13 protein-coding genes are annotated in these 19,111 nt (G+C 60.0%); 6 read left to right on the forward strand and 7 right to left on the reverse strand.

Annotation, left to right across the window (positions count from 1 at the left end; all coding sequences use genetic code 11):
• Positions 1–99: 99 nt before the first annotated feature.
• Positions 100–2,181, forward strand: a complete 2,082-nt coding sequence (locus tag KBP52_RS02345; RefSeq protein WP_077572696.1) for an EAL domain-containing protein — start codon at positions 100–102, stop codon at positions 2,179–2,181.
• A gap of 195 nt (positions 2,182–2,376) precedes the next feature.
• Complete coding sequence (locus KBP52_RS02350; RefSeq protein WP_038368973.1) at positions 2,377–3,123, forward strand: SDR family oxidoreductase; 747 nt, start codon at positions 2,377–2,379, stop codon at positions 3,121–3,123.
• A gap of 116 nt (positions 3,124–3,239) precedes the next feature.
• Here KBP52_RS02350 and mapR read toward each other — a convergent pair whose 3' ends face one another.
• From mapR to KBP52_RS02365, 3 genes are all read right to left on the reverse strand, one after another.
• Positions 3,240–4,649 carry a GntR family transcriptional regulator MpaR gene (mapR, locus tag KBP52_RS02355; RefSeq protein WP_034155962.1) on the reverse strand — a complete coding sequence of 470 codons (1,410 nt, stop codon included), beginning with the start codon at positions 4,647–4,649 and terminating at the stop codon, positions 3,240–3,242.
• Positions 4,650–4,996: 347 nt separating this feature from the next.
• Entirely contained in the window at positions 4,997–6,427 is a 1,431-nt protein-coding gene (gene ccoG, locus KBP52_RS02360) for a cytochrome c oxidase accessory protein CcoG (protein ID WP_123593351.1), read from the reverse strand.
• A gap of 195 nt (positions 6,428–6,622) precedes the next feature.
• On the reverse strand, positions 6,623–6,871 hold the full coding sequence (locus tag KBP52_RS02365) for a DUF3203 family protein (RefSeq protein ID WP_212621944.1): 249 nt from the start codon (positions 6,869–6,871) through the stop codon (positions 6,623–6,625).
• A gap of 124 nt (positions 6,872–6,995) precedes the next feature.
• Here KBP52_RS02365 and KBP52_RS02370 point away from each other — a divergent pair, with 124 nt between their 5' ends.
• Complete coding sequence (locus KBP52_RS02370) at positions 6,996–7,508, forward strand: MgtC/SapB family protein (RefSeq protein ID WP_077572699.1); 513 nt, start codon at positions 6,996–6,998, stop codon at positions 7,506–7,508.
• A 107-nt stretch (positions 7,509–7,615) separates the two neighbouring features.
• On the opposite strand, the gene KBP52_RS02375 is transcribed toward KBP52_RS02370, so the two are convergent.
• Complete coding sequence (locus tag KBP52_RS02375; RefSeq protein ID WP_212621945.1) at positions 7,616–7,774, reverse strand: hypothetical protein; 159 nt, start codon at positions 7,772–7,774, stop codon at positions 7,616–7,618.
• Positions 7,775–7,990: 216 nt separating this feature from the next.
• Here KBP52_RS02375 and KBP52_RS02380 point away from each other — a divergent pair, with 216 nt between their 5' ends.
• The 3 genes from KBP52_RS02380 (at position 7,991) to glgB (ending at position 15,730) form a co-directional block, all read left to right on the forward strand.
• Positions 7,991–9,985 (forward strand): alpha-1,4-glucan--maltose-1-phosphate maltosyltransferase, encoded by a 1,995-nt coding sequence (locus tag KBP52_RS02380; protein ID WP_212621946.1) that lies wholly within the window; start codon positions 7,991–7,993, stop codon positions 9,983–9,985.
• A 169-nt stretch (positions 9,986–10,154) separates the two neighbouring features.
• The gene (gene treS / locus KBP52_RS02385) at positions 10,155–13,496 is read left to right on the forward strand and encodes a maltose alpha-D-glucosyltransferase (protein ID WP_212621947.1); all 3,342 of its coding nucleotides are present in this window, start codon (positions 10,155–10,157) and stop codon (positions 13,494–13,496) included.
• Between the two features lie 2 nt (positions 13,497–13,498).
• Positions 13,499–15,730, forward strand: coding sequence for a 1,4-alpha-glucan branching protein GlgB (gene glgB / locus KBP52_RS02390; RefSeq protein ID WP_212621948.1), 2,232 nt, complete (start codon positions 13,499–13,501; stop codon positions 15,728–15,730).
• 123 nt (positions 15,731–15,853) lie between these two features.
• Here the strand turns inward: glgB and KBP52_RS02395 are convergent, their stop codons facing one another.
• From KBP52_RS02395 to KBP52_RS02405, 3 genes are all read right to left on the reverse strand, one after another.
• Positions 15,854–16,921, reverse strand: a complete 1,068-nt coding sequence (locus KBP52_RS02395) for an autotransporter outer membrane beta-barrel domain-containing protein (protein WP_212621949.1) — start codon at positions 16,919–16,921, stop codon at positions 15,854–15,856.
• 388 nt (positions 16,922–17,309) lie between these two features.
• Positions 17,310–18,092: an endonuclease/exonuclease/phosphatase family protein gene (locus KBP52_RS02400; RefSeq protein WP_212621950.1), complete on the reverse strand. Its 783-nt coding sequence runs from the start codon at positions 18,090–18,092 to the stop codon at positions 17,310–17,312.
• Positions 18,093–18,290: 198 nt separating this feature from the next.
• Positions 18,291–19,049 (reverse strand): PIG-L family deacetylase, encoded by a 759-nt coding sequence (locus KBP52_RS02405; RefSeq protein ID WP_212621951.1) that lies wholly within the window; start codon positions 19,047–19,049, stop codon positions 18,291–18,293.
• Positions 19,050–19,111: the final 62 nt, after the last annotated feature.

Below are 19,111 nucleotides of genomic sequence, written 5' to 3' on the forward strand. Positions count from 1 at the left end.
TTACTTTGTCAGTGCGTTCTTCTGTGCAATCAGTACAATCGCCGCATTTGCCCGACCGAGAATGGACGCAATCCGCGTTGGGTGGCCACGAGAATTCCCATGCTCATCGGTAGTTATTCCTCCACCCTGGTTTTCATTTCGTTGTGTGTGGCGATTCTCGCCTCGTACACCGCCCTCGATCTCACCGGTCGCATTGCCACGGCCAAGGGCCGAGCTGTTCATTTCTGGACGGCCGGAGGTGCGTTTGCCATGGGCATCGGCGTCTGGTCGATGCACTTCATTGGCATGCTCGCCTTCAAGCTGCCGATCGATCTCGGCTACGACATCACCCTGACCGCGCTGTCACTGCTGATCGCGGTCTTGTCCTGCGGGTTTGCCTTGTGGCTGGTCAGCCAGCCGAAGCTGCCGATTCTGCAACTGGCGTTTGGCGCGCTGATCATGGGGGCCGGGATCAGTGCCATGCATTACACCGGCATGGCGGCGATGCGCATGACCCCGGGGATCGACTACGATCCGACGCTGTTTGGCGCCTCGCTGCTCATCGCGGTCGGCGCGTCGGCGGCGGCGCTGTGGATCGCCTTTCGCCTGCGTCAGCATTCGCCGTACGTGCGGCTGATTCGTGGCGGCGCAGCAATCATCATGGGCATCGCCATTGTCGGCATGCATTACACCGGCATGGCCGCCGCGCAATTCCCTGATGGCAGTTTCTGTGGCGCCACCGTCAATGGCTTGAAGGGCAACGGCCTCGACAGTCTGGTGTTGATCACCACGTTGGCAGTGCTGTCGATTGCCTTGCTGACCTCGATTCTCGACGCACGCCTCGAAGCGCGCACCGCTGATCTGGCGCACTCGCTGACCGTGGCCAACCGCGAACTCACGCAATTGGCCCTGCACGACACCCTGACTGGCCTGCCGAACCGCATGTTGCTCGACGACCGGATCAATCAGGCGATGAAAAAGGTTCATGAGCAGGGCGGCTGTTTTGCCTTGATGTTCATCGATCTGGACGGCTTCAAACCGGTCAACGATGCGTTCGGTCACCATATGGGCGACCAGTTGTTGCGCGAAGTGGGGGTGCGTCTGCGTGAAGATTTGCGCGGCCCGGACACACTGGCGCGCATCGGTGGCGATGAATTCGTGTTGCTGGTGCGCCTGACCGAACCCAATGACGCACTGGGGCTGGCGGCACGTCAGGTTGGCCTGATCGCGCAATCTTTCCGCGTGGCCGAACACGACTTGCAAATTTCCGCCAGCGTCGGCATTGCCCTGTATCCGGGCAATGGCCAGAACGCGCAGGAGTTGCTGATGAACGCCGACGCGGCGATGTACCACGCCAAGGGCGGCGGCAAAAACGGTTACAGCTTTTTCGACGCGTCGATGAACAACAACGCGCGCAAGCAGTTGCAGTTGTTGCAGGACCTGCGCGCGGCGCTGGAGCACAGCCAGTTCAGTCTGTATTACCAGCCGAAGTTCGACGCCGCCAATGGCCGACCGGTCGGCGCTGAAGCGCTGTTGCGCTGGCAGCACCCGATTCACGGCATGCTGATGCCGGACAAGTTCATCGAACTGGCGGAGAAATCCGGGCTGATCATTCCGATCGGTGAATGGGTGCTCAATGAAGCCTGCCGGCAGATGCGCGAATGGTACGTGCTCGGTTACACCGATTGGCGCATTGCGGTGAACCTGTCAGCCCTGCAGTTCTGCCACACCGGGCTGGTGCGCAGCGTGGCCAAGGCGTTGGCTACGCACCACTTGCCGGCGAACAGCCTGACCCTGGAAATCACCGAAACCACGGCGATGAGCGATGCCGATGCGAGCATGACGGTATTGCAGGAGTTGTCGGACATGGGCGTCGATCTGTCGATCGATGACTTCGGCACCGGTTATTCCAGCCTGATGTACCTCAAGCGCTTGCCGGCCAACGAGCTGAAGATTGACCGTGGCTTTGTGCGCGATCTGGAACATGACAGTGACGACGCGGCGATTGTCTCGGCGATTGTCGCGTTGGGGCAGGCGCTCGGTTTGCGCATTGTCGCTGAAGGCGTGGAAACCGGTGTGCAGCAGGAATTTCTGACGCAGTTGGGCTGTGATTCGTTGCAGGGCTATCTGTTGGGGCATCCGATGCCGGCGGACAAATTCATGCAGGATATTGCGCGTGGTGAGCAGTTAGCGGCGGTCTGATCGACTGCGTTATCGTTCTTCGCGAGCAGGCTCGCTCCCACATTTGGAATGCATACCCCTGTGGGAGCGACGGTGCGACGATTCGACCTGCTCGCGAAGGTGTCCGGCCCGACACAACAGAGCTCATGCAAAACCCGCCAATGGCGGTTATTCTTCCCCCCGACTGTTACGTGTGCATTTGGGGGAAAGGCCAGCATGGATAAAGTCATTGTGATCACCGGTGGCGGCCGCGGGATTGGCGCCGCTACGGCGTTGTTGGCTGCCGAGCAAGGCTATCGGATCTGCATCAACTATCAGTCGGATGAACAAGCCGCGCAAAGCGTGCTGGAGCAAGTCCGCGCACTAGGCGCACAAGCCATCGCGGTGCGCGCCGACGTCAGCATCGAAGACGAAGTCATCGCGCTGTTCCATCGCGTCGATACTGAATTGGGTCGCGTCACCGCCCTGGTGAACAATGCTGGCACCGTCGGGCAAAAGTCGCGGGTCGACGAAATGTCCGAATTTCGCATTCTCAAGATCATGAAAACCAATGTCCTGGCGCCAATTCTCTGCGCCAAGCACGCGATCCTGCGCATGTCGCCCAAGCACGGCGGGCAGGGCGGCAGTATCGTCAATGTGTCGTCGGTGGCCTCGCGTCTTGGTTCGCCAAACGAATACGTTGATTACGCCGCGTCCAAAGGTGCACTCGATACCTTCACCATTGGCTTGTCCAAGGAAGTGGCGGGTGAGGGGATTCGGGTCAACGCCGTGCGCCCAGGCTACATCTATACCGATTTCCATGCCTTGAGCGGTGATCCGGATCGGGTCAGCAAGCTGGAGTCGGCGATTCCGATGGCCCGTGGCGGCCGGCCGGATGAAGTGGCGGAGGCGATTGTCTGGTTGTTGTCGGACAAGGCGTCGTATGCGACCGGGACGTTTGTTGATTTGGGTGGCGGGCGTTAATTCAGCGGTGGCCGCTCTGGCCCTATCGCGAGCAGGCTCACTCCTACATTTGGAATGCGTTCCCCTGTAGGAGTGAGCCTGCTCGCGATAGCTTCTGACGGGGCAGCAATAATCTGTCAGAACGACCGCACAATCCGCCCCAACGTCTCCATCGCCTTCTCCGAGTCCTCAGTCCAAGGGCTGCCATAGTTCAACCGAATACAATTCCTGAAGCGCTGCGTCGGCGAGAAAATCGGCCCCGGCGCGATGCTGATGCCTTGCGCCAGTGCCATCTGAAACAACTTCAGCGAATCCATCTGCGGTGGCAATTCCAGCCACAGGAAGTAGCCGCCGGCCGGTTGGCTGACCCGCGTCTGCGCCGGAAAGTAACGGGCAATCGCAGCAAGCATCGCGCTCTGCTGTTCTTCCAGTGCGTAGCGCAGTTTGCGCAGGTGCCGGTCGTAGCCGCCGTGTTGCAGATAATCGGCGATCGCCGCTTGCGCCGGCATCGAGGCACACAGCGAAGTCATCAGTTTCAGCCGTTCGATTTTCTGCGCATAACGCCCGGCGGCGACCCAGCCGATGCGATAGCCGGGGGCCAGGCTCTTGGCGAACGAGCCGCAATGCATCACCAGGCCTTCGGTGTCGAAGGCCTTGGCCGGTTTCGGTGCCTGCTGGCCGTAATAGAGCTCGGCGTAAACGTCGTCTTCGATCAGCGGCACTTGATGGCGACGCAGCAGTTCGACCAATTCCTGTTTCTTCGCCTCGGGCATGGTTGCGCCCATCGGGTTCTGGAAACTGGTCATGCACCAGCAGGCCTTGATCGGGTGGCGTTCCAGGGTTTGCGCAAGCACGCCGAGGTCGATGCCATCGCGCGGGTGCACGGGAATTTCCACGGCTTTGAGTTTCAGCCGTTCCAGTACTTGCAGGCTGGCGTAGAAGGCCGGGGCTTCGATGGCCACCAGGTCACCGGGTTCGGTCACGGCTTGCAGGCACAGGTTCAGCGCTTCGAGGGCGCCGTTGGTGATCAGCAATTCTTCCATCGGCAGCATCAGGCCGCCGACCATGTAGCGCAGAGCGATTTGCCGGCGCAGTTGCGGATTGCCCGGCGACATGTCGGTGACGACCATGCGCGGGTCCATCTCGCGGGCGGCGCTGGCCAGCGAGCGCGACAGGCGTTGCAGCGGAAACAGGGTCGGGCTGGGGAATGCCGAGCCGAAGGGGATGGTGCTCGGGTCTTTGATCGAATCGAGTACTGAGAACACCAGTTCGCTGACGTCGACTTCGGTGGAGTCGTTGACGTGGCTGCTGATCACCGGTTCGGAAAACGGGCTCGGCGCATGGGTGTTGACGAAGTAGCCGGAGCGCGGCCGAGCACGGATCAGGCCACGGCGTTCGAGCAGGTAATAGGCCTGGAACACCGTGGACGGGCTGACGCCGTAGGTCTGGCTGGCGTAACGCACCGAAGGCACGCGCTGGCCGGGGCCAAGGACGCCGGAGCGGATCAGTTCAGCGATGTCGTCGGCGAATTTTTCGTAGCGTTTCATCGAGGAGCCTTGGTGCTGGTTGATGATGAGGTGTGTCAGGAGAACTGCCCCTCACCCTAGCCCTCTCCCAGAGGGAGAGGGGACTGATTGGGGGATGCTTGTGAACTACACCGACCTGAAAGTGCTTTGCTGAATCCACAATCGACTCGGCCTGAAAGTGTTTTGCTGAATCCCAATCGACTCGGCCTGAGAATGCTTTGCTGAATCCATAATCGACTCGCCTGAAAGTGTTTTGCTGAATCCATAATCGACTCGGTCTGTCAGGTCGATGTATAGCGACAGACACCTCGGTCGGCCCCCTCTACCCCCGGGAGAGGGCTGGGGTGAGGGGAAAAGATTCTAACGGCTCAGCGATTCATCGGCGCAACAAACCTGCTCTTCGCCACGCTGTAAACCTCAGGCTCATCGCTGTCGGCAATCTTGAAACTCAAGGTCTGCGAGCTGCTGGCCGGGCGCTCTGTGGTCATCGCCACCGACACCGGCACATCGACAATTTCCCCCGGGGCCAGGCTCAGCTCGGTCTTGCCTTGCAGCTGGAAACCGTCGCCCTCCACCAGTGTCAGGTTGTAGTCCTGGCGTTGCTGGGTCTTGTTGATGACTTTAAGGCTATAGATGTTTTCGATCTGGCCCTGACCGTTTTCACGGAACAAGCCGCGATCCTTGGTCACGTCCAGCGAGACCATCGGCCGCTCAACCAGCGCCCATGCCAGCGCGCCAATCATCGCCACCAGCACCACGCTGTAGCCGATCAAACGCGGACGCAGCAGGTGGGTCTTGCCGCCCTGCAATTCGCGCTCGGAACTGTAGCGGATCAAACCGCGCGGGTAGTTCATTTTGTCCATGATCGAATCGCAGGCGTCGATACACGCGGCACAACCGATGCACTCCATCTGCAAGCCATCGCGGATGTCGATGCCGGTCGGGCAGACCTGCACGCACAACTGACAGTCGATGCAATCACCGAGGCCAGCCTCGAGCGGTTTCACATCGCGTTTACGCGGGCCACGGTTCTCGCCACGGGCCACATCGTAGGAAATCGCCAGGGTGTCCTTGTCGAACATCACGCTCTGGAACCGCGCATACGGGCACATGTGCATGCACACCGCCTCACGCAGCCAGCCGGCGTTGATGTAGGTGGCGGCAGTGAAGAACAGCACCCAGAACAGACTGACGCCACCGATTTGCAGGGTCAGCAGTTCTTCGGCCAATGGCCGGATCGGCGTGAAGTAACCAACGAAAGTCAGGCCAGTCAGCACGCTGATCGCCAGCCACAAGGTGTGCTTGGCCGCGCGCCGGGCCAGTTTGTTCAGGCTCCACGGCGCGGCTTGCAGTTTGATGCGTTGGTTGCGCTCGCCTTCAGTGATCTTCTCGCACCACATGAAAATCCATGTCCACGAACTCTGCGGGCAGGTGTAGCCGCACCAGACCCGGCCGGCAAACACGGTGATGGCGAACAGGCCGAACGCGGCGATGATCAGCAGCGCCGAAAGCAGAATGAAATCCTGCGGCCAGAACGTCGCGCCGAAGATGTGAAATTTGCTTTCGGAAAGATCCCAGAGCACTGCCTGACGTCCGCCCCAGTTCAGCCACACGGTGCCGAAAAACAGCACGAACAGAAATCCCGCACCGCTCATGCGCAGGGTGCGGAAAAGGCCGGTGAAGCTGCGGGTGTGGATCTGGTTGTCGCTGGACTTGGCCGTCGCCTTCATTGGGCGTGCGGGCACACTTTTGATAGTTGGGGATGCTTCTACGGTTCGGACGGGGATTTGTTCGCTCATGGTTATTCGCTCATCAGCCTCCATCAGGCCAGAGCACTATGAGCGTCGATCTGTTTGCATAACAGACTCAGGTATTTCAATAAAAAGCGGATCAGATGTGATTTTGCGCAATGCCTGCGACAACTTGAAGCAACCCGTAGGTAAAGGCGCAAACGCCTATCGCAGACGTTTGCGCGGGGTGTTGATCAAGGTCAGTCAAATCACCGAACCACTCTCGTCGGCCTTCAAATGCTTGCGGCCGTCCTTGGCGCCTGCGACGGTCAATTCGTCGGCTTCTGCCTCGGTGATGTAAACGCGGCGGCCTTCTATTTCCACGAACGACATGGCCTTGTCACTGTCCGTGCGCACTTCCAAGGTGTCGCAAATGCGGATTTCTTCACCATTCTCGACGGTGAAAAAACACACTTTTTGCTCGGGGTTGGATTCATCGACTCGAAGAGGCATAGGGGCAGTCCTTTTTTCAGGGAGGTCTGCAACGTTAGGGCGCACGCTACGCTGATCGTTCTGCGCAACTGATTAATGGTCGCCGCTGTCCATCCTCTATAGACCCAATAACAAGGACTGCACGATGAACGCGTGGTGGCATGAAGTGTGGGAAACCCTGCAAGCGGAGTTCGCCGACGTTGGCGACGCTTCGCAATTGACGCGGATTACCGTGCGCCTGCTGATGGCGGCGATTCTGGGCGGCATTCTCGGGTTCGAGCGTGAGCATAAAGGCAAGGCGGCCGGGGTGCGCACGCATATGTTGGTAGCGCTGGGGGCGGCGCTGTTTGTGCTGGTGCCGCAGACGTCCGGAGCCGAGTCCGATGCGATGAGTCGCGTGGTGCAAGGGGTGATTGCCGGGATCGGCTTTCTCGGTGCCGGGACTATCCTGAAAAACAAGGAAGGCGATGAGGGCCATGTCAAAGGCCTGACCACGGCGGCCGGGTTGTGGATGACGGCGGCCATTGGTGTCGCGGCGGGGTTGGGCAGGGAAGCGACGGCGCTGCTCAGTACCTTTCTCGCGCTGGGGATTTTCAGCGTGATGCCGCGGATCGTGAAGCTCTTCGAAAAAGAAGAGGAGAAGACTGATGACCACTGATTGTGGCGATTTGTGGGAGCCAGCCTGCTGGCGATAGCTGCGCATCAGGCAATGAAGAGGTGACTGGTCTGGCCTCATCGCTTGCAGGCAAGCTCCCACACTGTCAGTTACACGCTAACGGGCGGCATCGTGCTAGGCGGTTCTTCTTTCGGCGGCGGGGTGGTACCTGGTGGTTCCTGCTCCGGAATCGGCTGCGGCTCGGTCTCGGGCAAAGTGGGTTTGTCGATGTTCGGATCAGGCGTTTCGGCCGGGATCGGGATGTTCATCTGATGACCTCCGTGTGGCACATGGCGTGAGAAGTGCTTAAGTGGATTGACCACCCTGCACGCAATTCGATCCGCTTTTGCGACACGGTAATTTCATCTGAACTTTTCCCGGCACCGGTCGCTCGGAACCTAAGTGAGTTCATTCCGGGCAGGCGCTCGATTGTGAGCGCCGAACCGGCACAAGAGCGTCCTTGGGGCGTTAAGGAGAGATGCTCAATGACTGCTGAAAAACCCTCTGAACAAAGCTACAACCCGCACATGCCGCTGTCGCAGGCCTTGCTGCTGCCGCGCATTGTCATTGAAAACACCATGCCGACGCTCGATGGCGGACAGTTCGCCGTGAAGTCGATTGCCGGCCGTGAAGTGGTGGTTACCAGCAAGGTGTTTGCCGACGGTCACGACAAACTCGCCGTGCGCATCCGCTGGTGTGAGGAAGGCGAAGAGACCTGGCAAAGCGAAGTCATGGCCGATCAGGGAAACAATGGCTGGCAAGGCCAGTTCCGCCCTGAGCATCAGGGCCGCTACCTGTATTGCATCGAGGCGTGGATCGACCACTTCGCCAGTTTTCAGTATGAGCTGGAGAAGAAACACACCGCTGCTGTTCCGGTTTCGCTGGAATTGCAGGAAGGCCGGAGCATGGTGCAACAGGCCGCCGAACGCAGCGAAGGGCAGCTCAGCGAACAGCTTGCCGCGTTGCACCACGAATTGTCCGGGTTGCTCGAAACCGAGCAGGTCGCGCTGTTTCTGCACTCGCGCAGTGCGCAATTGATGGCTGAGGCCGATCACCGCGCCTACTTGAGCGTCAGTCCTGAATTCCCCATGGACGTCGAACGCGAACTGGCCGAGTTCGCCAGTTGGTATGAATTGTTTCCACGTTCGATCACCGACGATCCCCACCGTCACGGCACTTTTAACGATGTGCACTCACGTCTGCCAATGATTCAGGACATGGGCTTCGACGTGCTGTACTTCACGCCGATCCACCCGATCGGCCGCGCCCATCGCAAGGGTCGCAACAATTCCCTGACCGCCGGCCCCGATGATCCGGGCAGCCCTTATGCCATCGGCAGTGAGGAGGGCGGCCACGAGGCGATTCACTCGCAACTGGGCACCCGCGAAGATTTCCGCCGACTGGTGGCCGCCGCCGCCGATCACGGTTTGGAAATCGCTCTCGATTTCGCCATTCAGTGCTCCCAGGATCACCCGTGGCTCAAGCAGCACCCGGGCTGGTTCAACTGGCGCCCCGACGGCACGATCAAATACGCCGAAAACCCACCGAAGAAATATCAGGACATCGTCAACGTCGACTTCTATGCGCCGGACGCGATTCCGAGCCTTTGGATCGAGCTGCGTGACATCGTCATTGGCTGGGTCGAGGAGGGCGTGAAGATCTTCCGCGTCGACAATCCACACACCAAACCGCTGCCGTTCTGGCAATGGCTGATCGCCGATGTGCGGGCGCTGTACCCGGAAGTGATCTTCCTCGCCGAAGCCTTTACCACGCCGGCGATGATGGCGCGTCTGGGCAAGGTCGGCTACACACAGAGCTACACCTATTTCACTTGGCGCAATACCAAAAACGAACTGGCCACGTACCTCACCGAACTGAATGAATCGCCGTGGCGCGAGTGCTACCGGCCGAACTTCTTCGTCAATACGCCCGACATCAACCCGGCGTTCCTGCACGAATCCGGGCGCCCGGGGTTTCTGATCCGCGCGGCGCTGGCGACCATGGGCTCGGGCCTGTGGGGCATGTATTCGGGGTTCGAGCTGTGCGAGTCGGCGCCGGTGCCGGGCAAAGAGGAATACCTCGACTCGGAGAAGTACGAGATTCGCGTCCGCGACTTCACCGCGCCCGGCAACATCATTGCCGAGATCGCCCAGCTCAACCGCATTCGTCGGCAGAACCCGGCGCTGCACACGCACCTGGGCCTGAAGGTCTACAACGCGTGGAACGACAACATTCTGTATTTCGGCAAGCGCAGTTTTGACGGCAGCAATTTCATTCTGGTCGCGGTCAGCCTCGATCCGCACAACGTGCAGGAGGCGAATTTCGAACTGCCGCTGTGGGAAATGGGCCTGCCTGATGACGCGACGACCCACGGCGAAGACTTGATGAACGGGCATCGCTGGGACTGGCACGGCAAATACCAGTTCATGCGCCTGGACCCTGCGTATCAGCCGTTTGGCATCTGGCGAATTACTGCCTGAACACAGATCCATTGTAGGAGTGAGCCTGCTCGCGATAGCAATCTTGCAGGCGACAACTCTGCCGAATATGAAACCGCGATCGCGAGCAGGCTCACTCCTACAGGTTGCTCAGCGTTTTCGAGTCAGGTGATCGGCTCACGGCTTTTCTAGAATTGAACAGGAGTTTCACATGGCGAAGAAACCCAAGGCAGCCACCTTCATCAAAGACCCGCTCTGGTACAAGGACGCGGTGATCTATCAAGTTCACGTCAAATCGTTTTTCGACTCCAACAACGACGGGATCGGCGACTTTCCCGGCCTGATCGCCAAACTCGATTACATCGCCGACCTCGGCGTCAACACTATCTGGCTGTTGCCGTTCTATCCCTCGCCACGTCGCGACGACGGCTACGACATCGCCGAATACCGCGGGGTGCACAGCGATTACGGGACCATGGCCGACGCCAAGCGCTTTATCGCCGAGGCGCACAAACGCGGTTTGCGAGTGATCACCGAGCTGGTCATCAACCACACCTCGGACCAGCACCCTTGGTTCCAGCGGGCGCGCAAGGCCAAGCCCGGCTCGGCGGCGCGGGACTTCTATGTGTGGTCGGATGACGACCAGAAATACGACGGCACGCGGATCATTTTCCTCGACACGGAAAAGTCCAACTGGACCTGGGACCCGGTCGCTGGCCAGTACTTCTGGCACCGTTTCTATTCGCACCAGCCGGACCTGAACTTCGACAATCCGCAAGTGATGAAAGCCGTGCTCTCGGTGATGCGCTACTGGCTGGACATGGGCATCGACGGCTTGCGCCTCGACGCCATTCCTTACCTGATCGAGCGCGACGGCACCAACAACGAAAACCTGCCCGAGACCCACGACGTTCTCAAGCAGATCCGTGCGGAAATAGACGCTAACTATCCCGACCGCATGCTGCTCGCCGAGGCCAACCAATGGCCGGAAGACACGCAGTTGTACTTCGGTGATACCGATGCCGCGGGCCTTAACGGTGATGAATGCCACATGGCCTTTCACTTTCCGCTGATGCCGCGCATGTACATGGCGCTGGCCCAGGAAGATCGCTTCCCGATCACCGACATTTTGCGCCAGACCCCGGAAATTCCTGCCAACTGCCAGTGGGCGATTTTCCTGCGCAACCACGATGAACTGACGCTGGAGATGGTCACCGACAAGGAACGTGACTACCTGTGGAATTACTACGCCGCTGACCGCCGTGCGCGGATCAACCTCGGTATTCGTCGGCGTCTGGCGCCATTGATGGAGCGCGACCGCCGTCGCATCGAATTGCTCAACAGTCTGCTGCTGTCGATGCCAGGCACGCCGACCCTGTATTACGGCGACGAAATCGGCATGGGCGACAACATTTACCTCGGTGACCGCGACGGTGTGCGTACGCCGATGCAATGGTCGATCGACCGCAACGGCGGCTTCTCCCGCGCCGATCCGGCGAGTCTGGTGCTGCCGCCGATCATGGACCCGCAGTACGGCTATCTGTCGGTCAACGTCGAAACCCAGTCCGGCGATCCGCATTCGCTGCTGAACTGGACCCGTCGTCTGCTCGCCGTGCGCAAACAGTCGAAGGCTTTCGGCCGTGGCACGTTAAAGATGCTCTCGCCGAACAACCGTCGCGTGCTGGCCTACACCCGCGAATTCACCGATGTCGACGGCAAACACGAAATCATTCTGTGCGTGGCCAACGTCTCGCGCAGTGCGCAAGCGGTGGAACTGGACCTGTCGGCCTACGTCGGCATGGTGCCGGTGGAAATGCTCGGCGGTAACGCGTTCCCGCCGATTGGTCAGTTGAATTTCCTCCTGACTCTGGCGCCGTACGGTTTCTACTGGTTTGCGCTGGCGGCGGAAAACCAGATGCCGAGCTGGCACGTCGAACCGGCGCAGAGCCTGCCGGACTTCACCACGCTGGTGCTGAAAAAACGCATGGAAGAACTGCTCGAAGCGCCGTCCCGCACGACGCTGGAGCAAAGCATTCTGCCGAGCTGGCTGCAAAATCGCCGCTGGTTCGCCGGCAAGGACGCGGCCATCGACAAGGTGCATCTGGCCTACGGCGTACGATTTGGCGATGCGCAGCATCCGGTGCTGCTCAGCGAGATCGAAGTCACCAGTGGCGGGCAGACCAGTCGCTATCAACTGCCGTTCGGCTTTATTGCCGAAGATCAGGTTGGCCCGGCGTTGCCGCAGCAATTGGCCTTGTCCCGTGTACGCCGTGTACGACAAGTCGGTCTGATCACCGACGCGTTCAGCCTCGAAGCGTTTGTTCGCGCAGTGCTGCAAGGCATGCAGAACAACACGGTGCTGGAGTCGGCTGAGGGCGAAATCCGCTTTGCGCCGACCCCACATCTGGAAAAACTCGGCCTCGGTGCCGAGTCGGAAGTGCGCTATTTGTCCGCCGAGCAATCGAACAGTTCGGTGGTGATCGGCAACAGCCTGGTGCTCAAGCTGATACGTAAAGTCGCTTCTGGCGTACACCCGGAACTGGAGATGAGCGCTTACCTGACCGAGGCCGGATTTGCCAATATCTCTCCGCTGCTCGGCTCGGTGATCCGCCGCGATGGCAAGGGCGAAGACAATCTGCTGATGATCGCTCAGGGTTACTTGAGCAATCAGGGCGATGCGTGGGAATGGACGCAGAACAACCTCGAACGGGCGTTGCGCGATGAACTGGCCGACGCCATGTCCGAGCAGGAACAGCATTACAACGCCCTCGGTGAGCTGAAGGATTTTGCCGGCATGCTCGGTCAGCGTCTGGGTGAGATGCACAAGGTGCTCGCCGCGCCTACCGACAATGCCGACTTCGCGCCGCAGGTTTCGACGGCCAAGGACATGCAGGCGACGGGCAAGGATGTTGTGGCCCAGGTCGAGCACGCCTTGAAACTGCTCAAGCAGCATCAGGGCGAACTCAGCGCAGCGGATCAGAAACTGGTGAAACGGCTGGTCGACGAGAAGAAAACCATCCTCGCCCATGTGCAGGAGCTGGCGAAGAAAGCCGTCGGCGGTTTGCGCATTCGCGTCCATGGCGATCTGCATTTGGGCCAGGTGTTGGTGATCAAGGGCGATGCCTATCTGATCGACTTCGAGGGTGAACCCGCGCGGCCATTGAGCGAGCGCCGTGGCAAACACAGTCCGTACAAAGATGTCAGCGGCGTGCTGCGCTCGTTCGATTATGCGGCAGCGATGACCATCAACGTGCACAACGTTGACCACAGCGCTGAGTCTGAAACCGCGCGGCGTCTGGTCGCCGAGCGTTATCTGCGTGAGGCCCGTGAGGCATTTGTTCAGGCATATCGCCGTGCGGCAGCTAGTCTTGATCATGCTTGGCAAGATCCTGAAGGTGCCGACGCAGCACTTGCGCTGTTCGGCCTGGAGAAGGCGGCCTATGAAGTGGCCTATGAAGCCGAAAATCGCCCCACGTGGCTGCCCGTGCCGTTGCACGGTTTGTACGGGTTATTGACGGGGCTTAAACCCTTTTCCGATCTTGGTGGAGAGTAGTCATGAGTTTCTCAAACAAGGAACAGGGTCAGGTCAAAGAAGCACTGCTGCCCTCGGCGAAAGATATCGACGCTTTGGTCCGCGCTGAACATCACGACCCTTTTTCCATTCTTGGCCCGCACGGCGATGGCGCTGGCGGGCAGTTTATTCGCGCCTATCTACCCGGTGCGTTGAGTGTCGTGGTGCTGGACAAGGACAGCGGCGAAGAACGCGGTCCGTTGGAGCAGACCGAAACACCGGGGCTGTTTGTCGGTCATTTCGATCAGGCGCGACCGTATCAGTTGCGCACGCGCTGGGCCGGCGGCGAGCAAGTCGCCGAAGACCCGTATAGCTTTGGTCAACTGCTCGGTGAAATGGATTTGTATCTGTTCGCCGAGGGCAATCACCGCGACCTCAGTGCGTGCCTCGGCGCCCAGCTGAAAACCGTGGATGGTGTCGACGGCGTGCGTTTCGCCGTGTGGGCGCCGAATGCCCGGCGCGTGTCAGTGGTCGGTGATTTCAACGTCTGGGACGGCCGCCGGCATCCAATGCGCTTGCGTCATCCGTCCGGGGTCTGGGAGTTGTTCATCCCGCGCCTGCAAGCGGGGGAGTTGTACAAATACGAGATTCTCGGTGCCCACGGGATTCTGCCGCTCAAGGCCGACCCGATGGCGCTGGCTACCAGCCTGCCGCCGGACACCGCGTCGAAAGTCGCTGAGCCGTTGCAAATCGACTGGCAGGATCAGGACTGGATGAGCAGCCGCCGTGACCGTCACAAGCATTCGGCGCCGCTGTCGATCTACGAACTGCACGCCGGTTCCTGGCAATGCGAGCTGGATGATCTCGGCGAAGTGGCGCGCCAGTACACCTGGCCGGAACTGGCCGAGCGGCTGATTCCGTATGTGAAAGAACTGGGTTTCACCCACATCGAACTGATGCCGATCATGGAACACCCGTTTGGTGGTTCATGGGGTTATCAGTTGCTGTCGCAATTTGCACCGAGCGCGCGCTATGGCTCGCCGGCGCAGTTTGCCGAATTTGTCGACGCCTGCCACCGGGCCGAGATCGGCGTGATTCTCGACTGGGTGCCGGCGCATTTCCCCACCGACACCCATGGTCTGGCGCAATTCGACGGCACCGCACTGTACGAGTACGGCAACCCGCTGGAAGGCTTTCACCAGGATTGGGACACGCTTATATACAACCTTGGGCGCACTGAGGTGCACGGCTACATGCTTGCGTCCGGGCTGCACTGGTTGAAACATTTCCATGTCGACGGCCTGCGCGTCGATGCGGTGGCTTCGATGCTTTATCGCGACTATTCGCGCAAGGCTGGCGAATGGGTGCCGAACCGCCACGGTGGCCGCGAGAATCTGGAAGCCATCGACTTCCTCCGGCACTTGAACGACGTGGTTGAACTGGAAGCGCCGGGCGCGCTGGTGATCGCTGAAGAGTCCACCGCGTGGCCGGGTGTCAGCCAAAGTACGCAGCAGGGCGGCTTGGGGTTTGCCTATAAATGGAACATGGGCTGGATGCACGATTCGCTGCATTACATCCAGCAGGACCCGGTGTACCGCGCGCATCATCACAACGAGTTGAGTTTTGGTCTGGTCTACGCTTGGTCCGAGCGTTTCATCCTGCCGATCTCCCACGACGAAGTGGTGCACGGCAAGCATTCGCTGATCGACAAGATGCCCGGCGATCGCTGGCAGAAATTCGCCAACCTGCGCGCTTATCTGAGCTTCATGTGGACTCACCCGGGCAAGAAGTTGTTGTTCATGGGATGCGAGTTTGGCCAGTGGCGCGAGTGGAATCACGATCAGCAACTGGATTGGTATCTGCTGCAGTATTCCGAGCACAAAGGTGTGCAGAAACTGGTGGGTGACCTCAATCGGCTGTACCGCGAGGAACCGGCGCTGCACGATCAGGACGACGCGCCGCAGGGTTTCCAGTGGTTGATCGGCGACGATGCGATCAACAGCGTTTATGCCTGGCTGCGTTGGAGCAAGGACGGCAAACCGGTGCTGGTGGTGGCCAACTTCACGCCGGTGCCGCGTCAGGCTTATCGCGTCGGTGTGCCGTTTGCCGGGCGCTGGACTGAATTGCTCAACAGCGATGCCGACACCTATGCCGGTTCCAATTATGGCAATGGCGGCGGGGCATTTACCGAGGAAGTGCCGAGCCATGGCCAGTCGTTGTCGCTGGAGCTGAACCTGCCGCCGTTGGCGGTGTTGATCCTCAAACCGGAAGGCTGATCCGAGACCGCGTCGCTGCCTTCGCGAGCAGGCTCACTCCTACACTTGGAATGCGTTCCCCTTGTAGGAGTGAGCCTGCTCGCGATGGCGTCAGCACAAACACTATCGCCGCCAAGCCAAACGCTACCAACGCATCCGCACCCCAAGGCTGCCAATGATCCCGTTCAAATCATTGTCATCGACATCACTGCTGTAATCGGCACTGACATACAGACTCACCGCCGGCGTCACCCGCGCCACCAGGCCCAATCCCAACTCAACCGTGGATGACTTGCGGCTGCTGCTGATCTTGTCGACCTGATCCAGCGTCACGGTATTGCCGGTGTAAACGGTGTGCCAGAGGTTGGTGCGCACATAGGGTTCGACCGGCAAGCCATTCAAATCGTAACTGCCTTTCAACCGTGCGCCGACGCGGCCGCTCCACGCCGTCAGATCGGAGGAAGAGGCATTGCCGGAACCGGCGTAGGGCGTGTCGAGGGTGATGCGTTGATTGATCAATTGCGCCTGCGGTTCGACCACCCAGTTGTCGCTCAGGCCAATCGGAAAACCGCCTTCCACCGAGAAGGTCATGGCGCTGCCTTCGGTGGCTTGCCGTGCGCCTTGGCCGTTGCGACTGAAACCGCTGACCCGGCCTCCGCTGGCCGAAAGGTCAACGTGCCAGCCTTGGCCACCGCTGAGGCTGTAGTAGGCACCGAGGCTCTGGCCTTGCAGATTGAGGGTGTCACGGTTCGGATCGGCCAAAGCGCGACTGGTGAGCACGCCGTTGCCATTGGCTTGAATCTGGTTGACGCCGCCGATCAGGCCGATGGTCTGGGTATGGCTGCCACTTTGCAGAGTCAGTACGGCTGGCCCTTTGAAGTCGCCGCTGCCGGGTGTTGTGTAACCCGACGACAGCACATCGGTTTGTGCCTGACGCGCACTTCTGCCGTACAACTCATCCCAGGCTGACGGGGCGAGGTCTTCAGTGATCAGGTTCGCCCCCTGCAAGTCCGGGCGAGGGCTCAAGCGTTGCGGGCCGGGGGTAATGACGGTGACGGGCAGTGTCATGACCGGCACATCCGCGCGATACCACGGGGTCGTTTCATCCGCCGCAGGACCGGCCTGCGCCTCCATGGATGAGCACAGCAAGATAGAACTCGACACTGTGCAGAAAGTGATTTTGATCTCGTGTGGGGTGATGGGCGTTTTCATGGAGGTCTACCTTGCAGGCGCATGCATTCTCTCTGTGTGGCGTCTCTCCTACCCCGAACGAGGGGCGACCGAATGGAGCGGGGCGAACCGTGACCGCTCGATTTCGCGAGTATCCGAAGGTTCGTCCCGGGTAGTGATTCCGGGGTAGTAAGGTAGAGATAAGAAGAGTCGAGCGTGCCCGTCAAGAAATTGAACGATGAGCGGTAGTAGCAAAACAGGCTTTGCAAGCGTTTGTTTTTCTGCACATAACTAAGTGGTTGTTTGCATGGATAAACGCAGCGAAAGCCCCGGTCCAGAGGCATTCAGTTGCCGACAGATGGTCTGCCGGTAATTCTCGGCCGCCGAATGATCTGCGCCATTCCGCCCTGTATTGCTGTCACTATTGCGGCTACAAGTGCACCTCGACAGCCAGTGGCAGGTGATCCGACAGATGGGTCCACGGCTTGCTACCGAGGATCTTCGGGTCGTGGCTGCTGGCATTGCGCAGGTAGATCCGGTCCAGTCGCAGTAACGGAAAACGCGCCGGGTAAGTTTTGGCCGGGCGTCCGTGATGACGCTCGAAGGCTTCGTGCAGATAGTCGCGACGGGCGAGGGCGACATTGCCCTGCAACTGCCAGTCATTGAAATCGCCAGCGATGATCACCGGGGCATCGTCGGGCAGCGATTCGAGCAATTGGCAGAGCAGGTGTAGCTGCAATTGCCGATGGCTTTCGAGCAGACTCAAATGCACGCAGATCGCATGCACCTCGGCATGCCCCGGCACGTCCAGCACACAGTGCAGCAGACCCCGGCGTTCGGGGCCGGTGATCGAGACGTCGAGGTTGCGGTATTCACGGATCGGGTATTTCGACAGCAGCGCATTGCCGTGGTGGCCGTCGGGGTAAACGGCGTTACGTCCGTAGGCGAAGTCGCTCCACATGCTGTCGGCGAGAAATTCGTATTGCGAGGTTTGCGGCCAGTCGTTGTAACGGTTCGAATGCCGCTCATGTTCACCCACCACTTCCTGGAGAAACACCAGATCAGCCGAGGTGCTGCGCACCGCTTCACGCAGCTCCGGCAAAATGAAGCGCCGGTTGAGCGCGGTGAAACCCTTGTGGGTGTTGACCGTCAACACCCGGAGTCGATGGATGACGGGCGCGTCGACAACATGACGCTTGGGATCGCTGGACACGGTTACTCCTCTGGATTGCGGGCCGCTTATTCATGCGACTGATGGCGAGGGGCGGCAGTTCCTTCTGATCAATCCACAAAGCCTTGTAGGAGTGAGCCTGCTCGCGATAGCGGTGGATCAATCAACATTTGCGTCAATGACACACCGCTATCGCGAGCAGGCTCACTCCTACAAAGAGCTCGGCAGTGTCGTAGAGATTCAGACGAAGACAATTTCGTAGGGCAGGCGCATCCGCTCGAGAAGCACCGGCGGGAGCATCGGCGCAATGCCGATCGCCGGTTCGCCCTTGAGCTGGCTGGCATAGGCGTGGGTGGCGTGGCTCTTGCGCGCCACGGTCCAGGTGTCGAGGCGCAGTTTGCGCGCGCGTTCCCAGGGTATCAGTTGCTGGTCGCGCTCGGGCCAATGCCAGGCCCACACCGGTACATCATGAAAGGTCGCGCCGGCCTGTTCCGCTGCTTGCGCACTGGCCCGGCCCACCGCTTCGTGGTCGTCGTTGCCATCGCCGCGCCAGGTGCTGAACACCACGTCGCCGGGGCGCAGGTAGCGGCTGATGAATTCGGTCACTTGCGCTTGCTGGTCGCACAGGGCGTTGTCGGTGAAGCCGCCACGCACCCATTTCAGGCTGTGCATCGGCAGGCCGAGGCGGCGCAGGGCTTCGACGCTTTCCTGTGGGCGGAACACGCTCAGACGTTTCTCCGACCATTGCCGCGAACCCGGATGGCTGGCGCTGCCATCGGTGACCGAGAGCAATTGCAGCGGATGACCGAGGCTGGAGAGTAATTGCAGCAGACCGCCGCAGGTGACCACTTCATCGCCCGGATGCGGTGCGATGACCACGGCGCGGGCACCGTCGGGCACCAGGCTGCGGGTATTGATCACGGGGATGTTGTCCAGTTGCGCGGCGCTGTTCCAGATTTGCGCCGATGAACTGCTGTCGCTGAGGGTTAACGGTTTCATGATATGACGTCCTTGTGTTGTCTCGCCCTCAGTCGTGCGCATGACAGTGATTGCCCGACGCT

Origin of the sequence: Pseudomonas sp. SCA2728.1_7, assembly GCF_018138145.1 — a bacterium.
Taxonomy (GTDB): Bacteria; Pseudomonadota; Gammaproteobacteria; order Pseudomonadales; family Pseudomonadaceae; genus Aquipseudomonas; species Aquipseudomonas koreensis_A.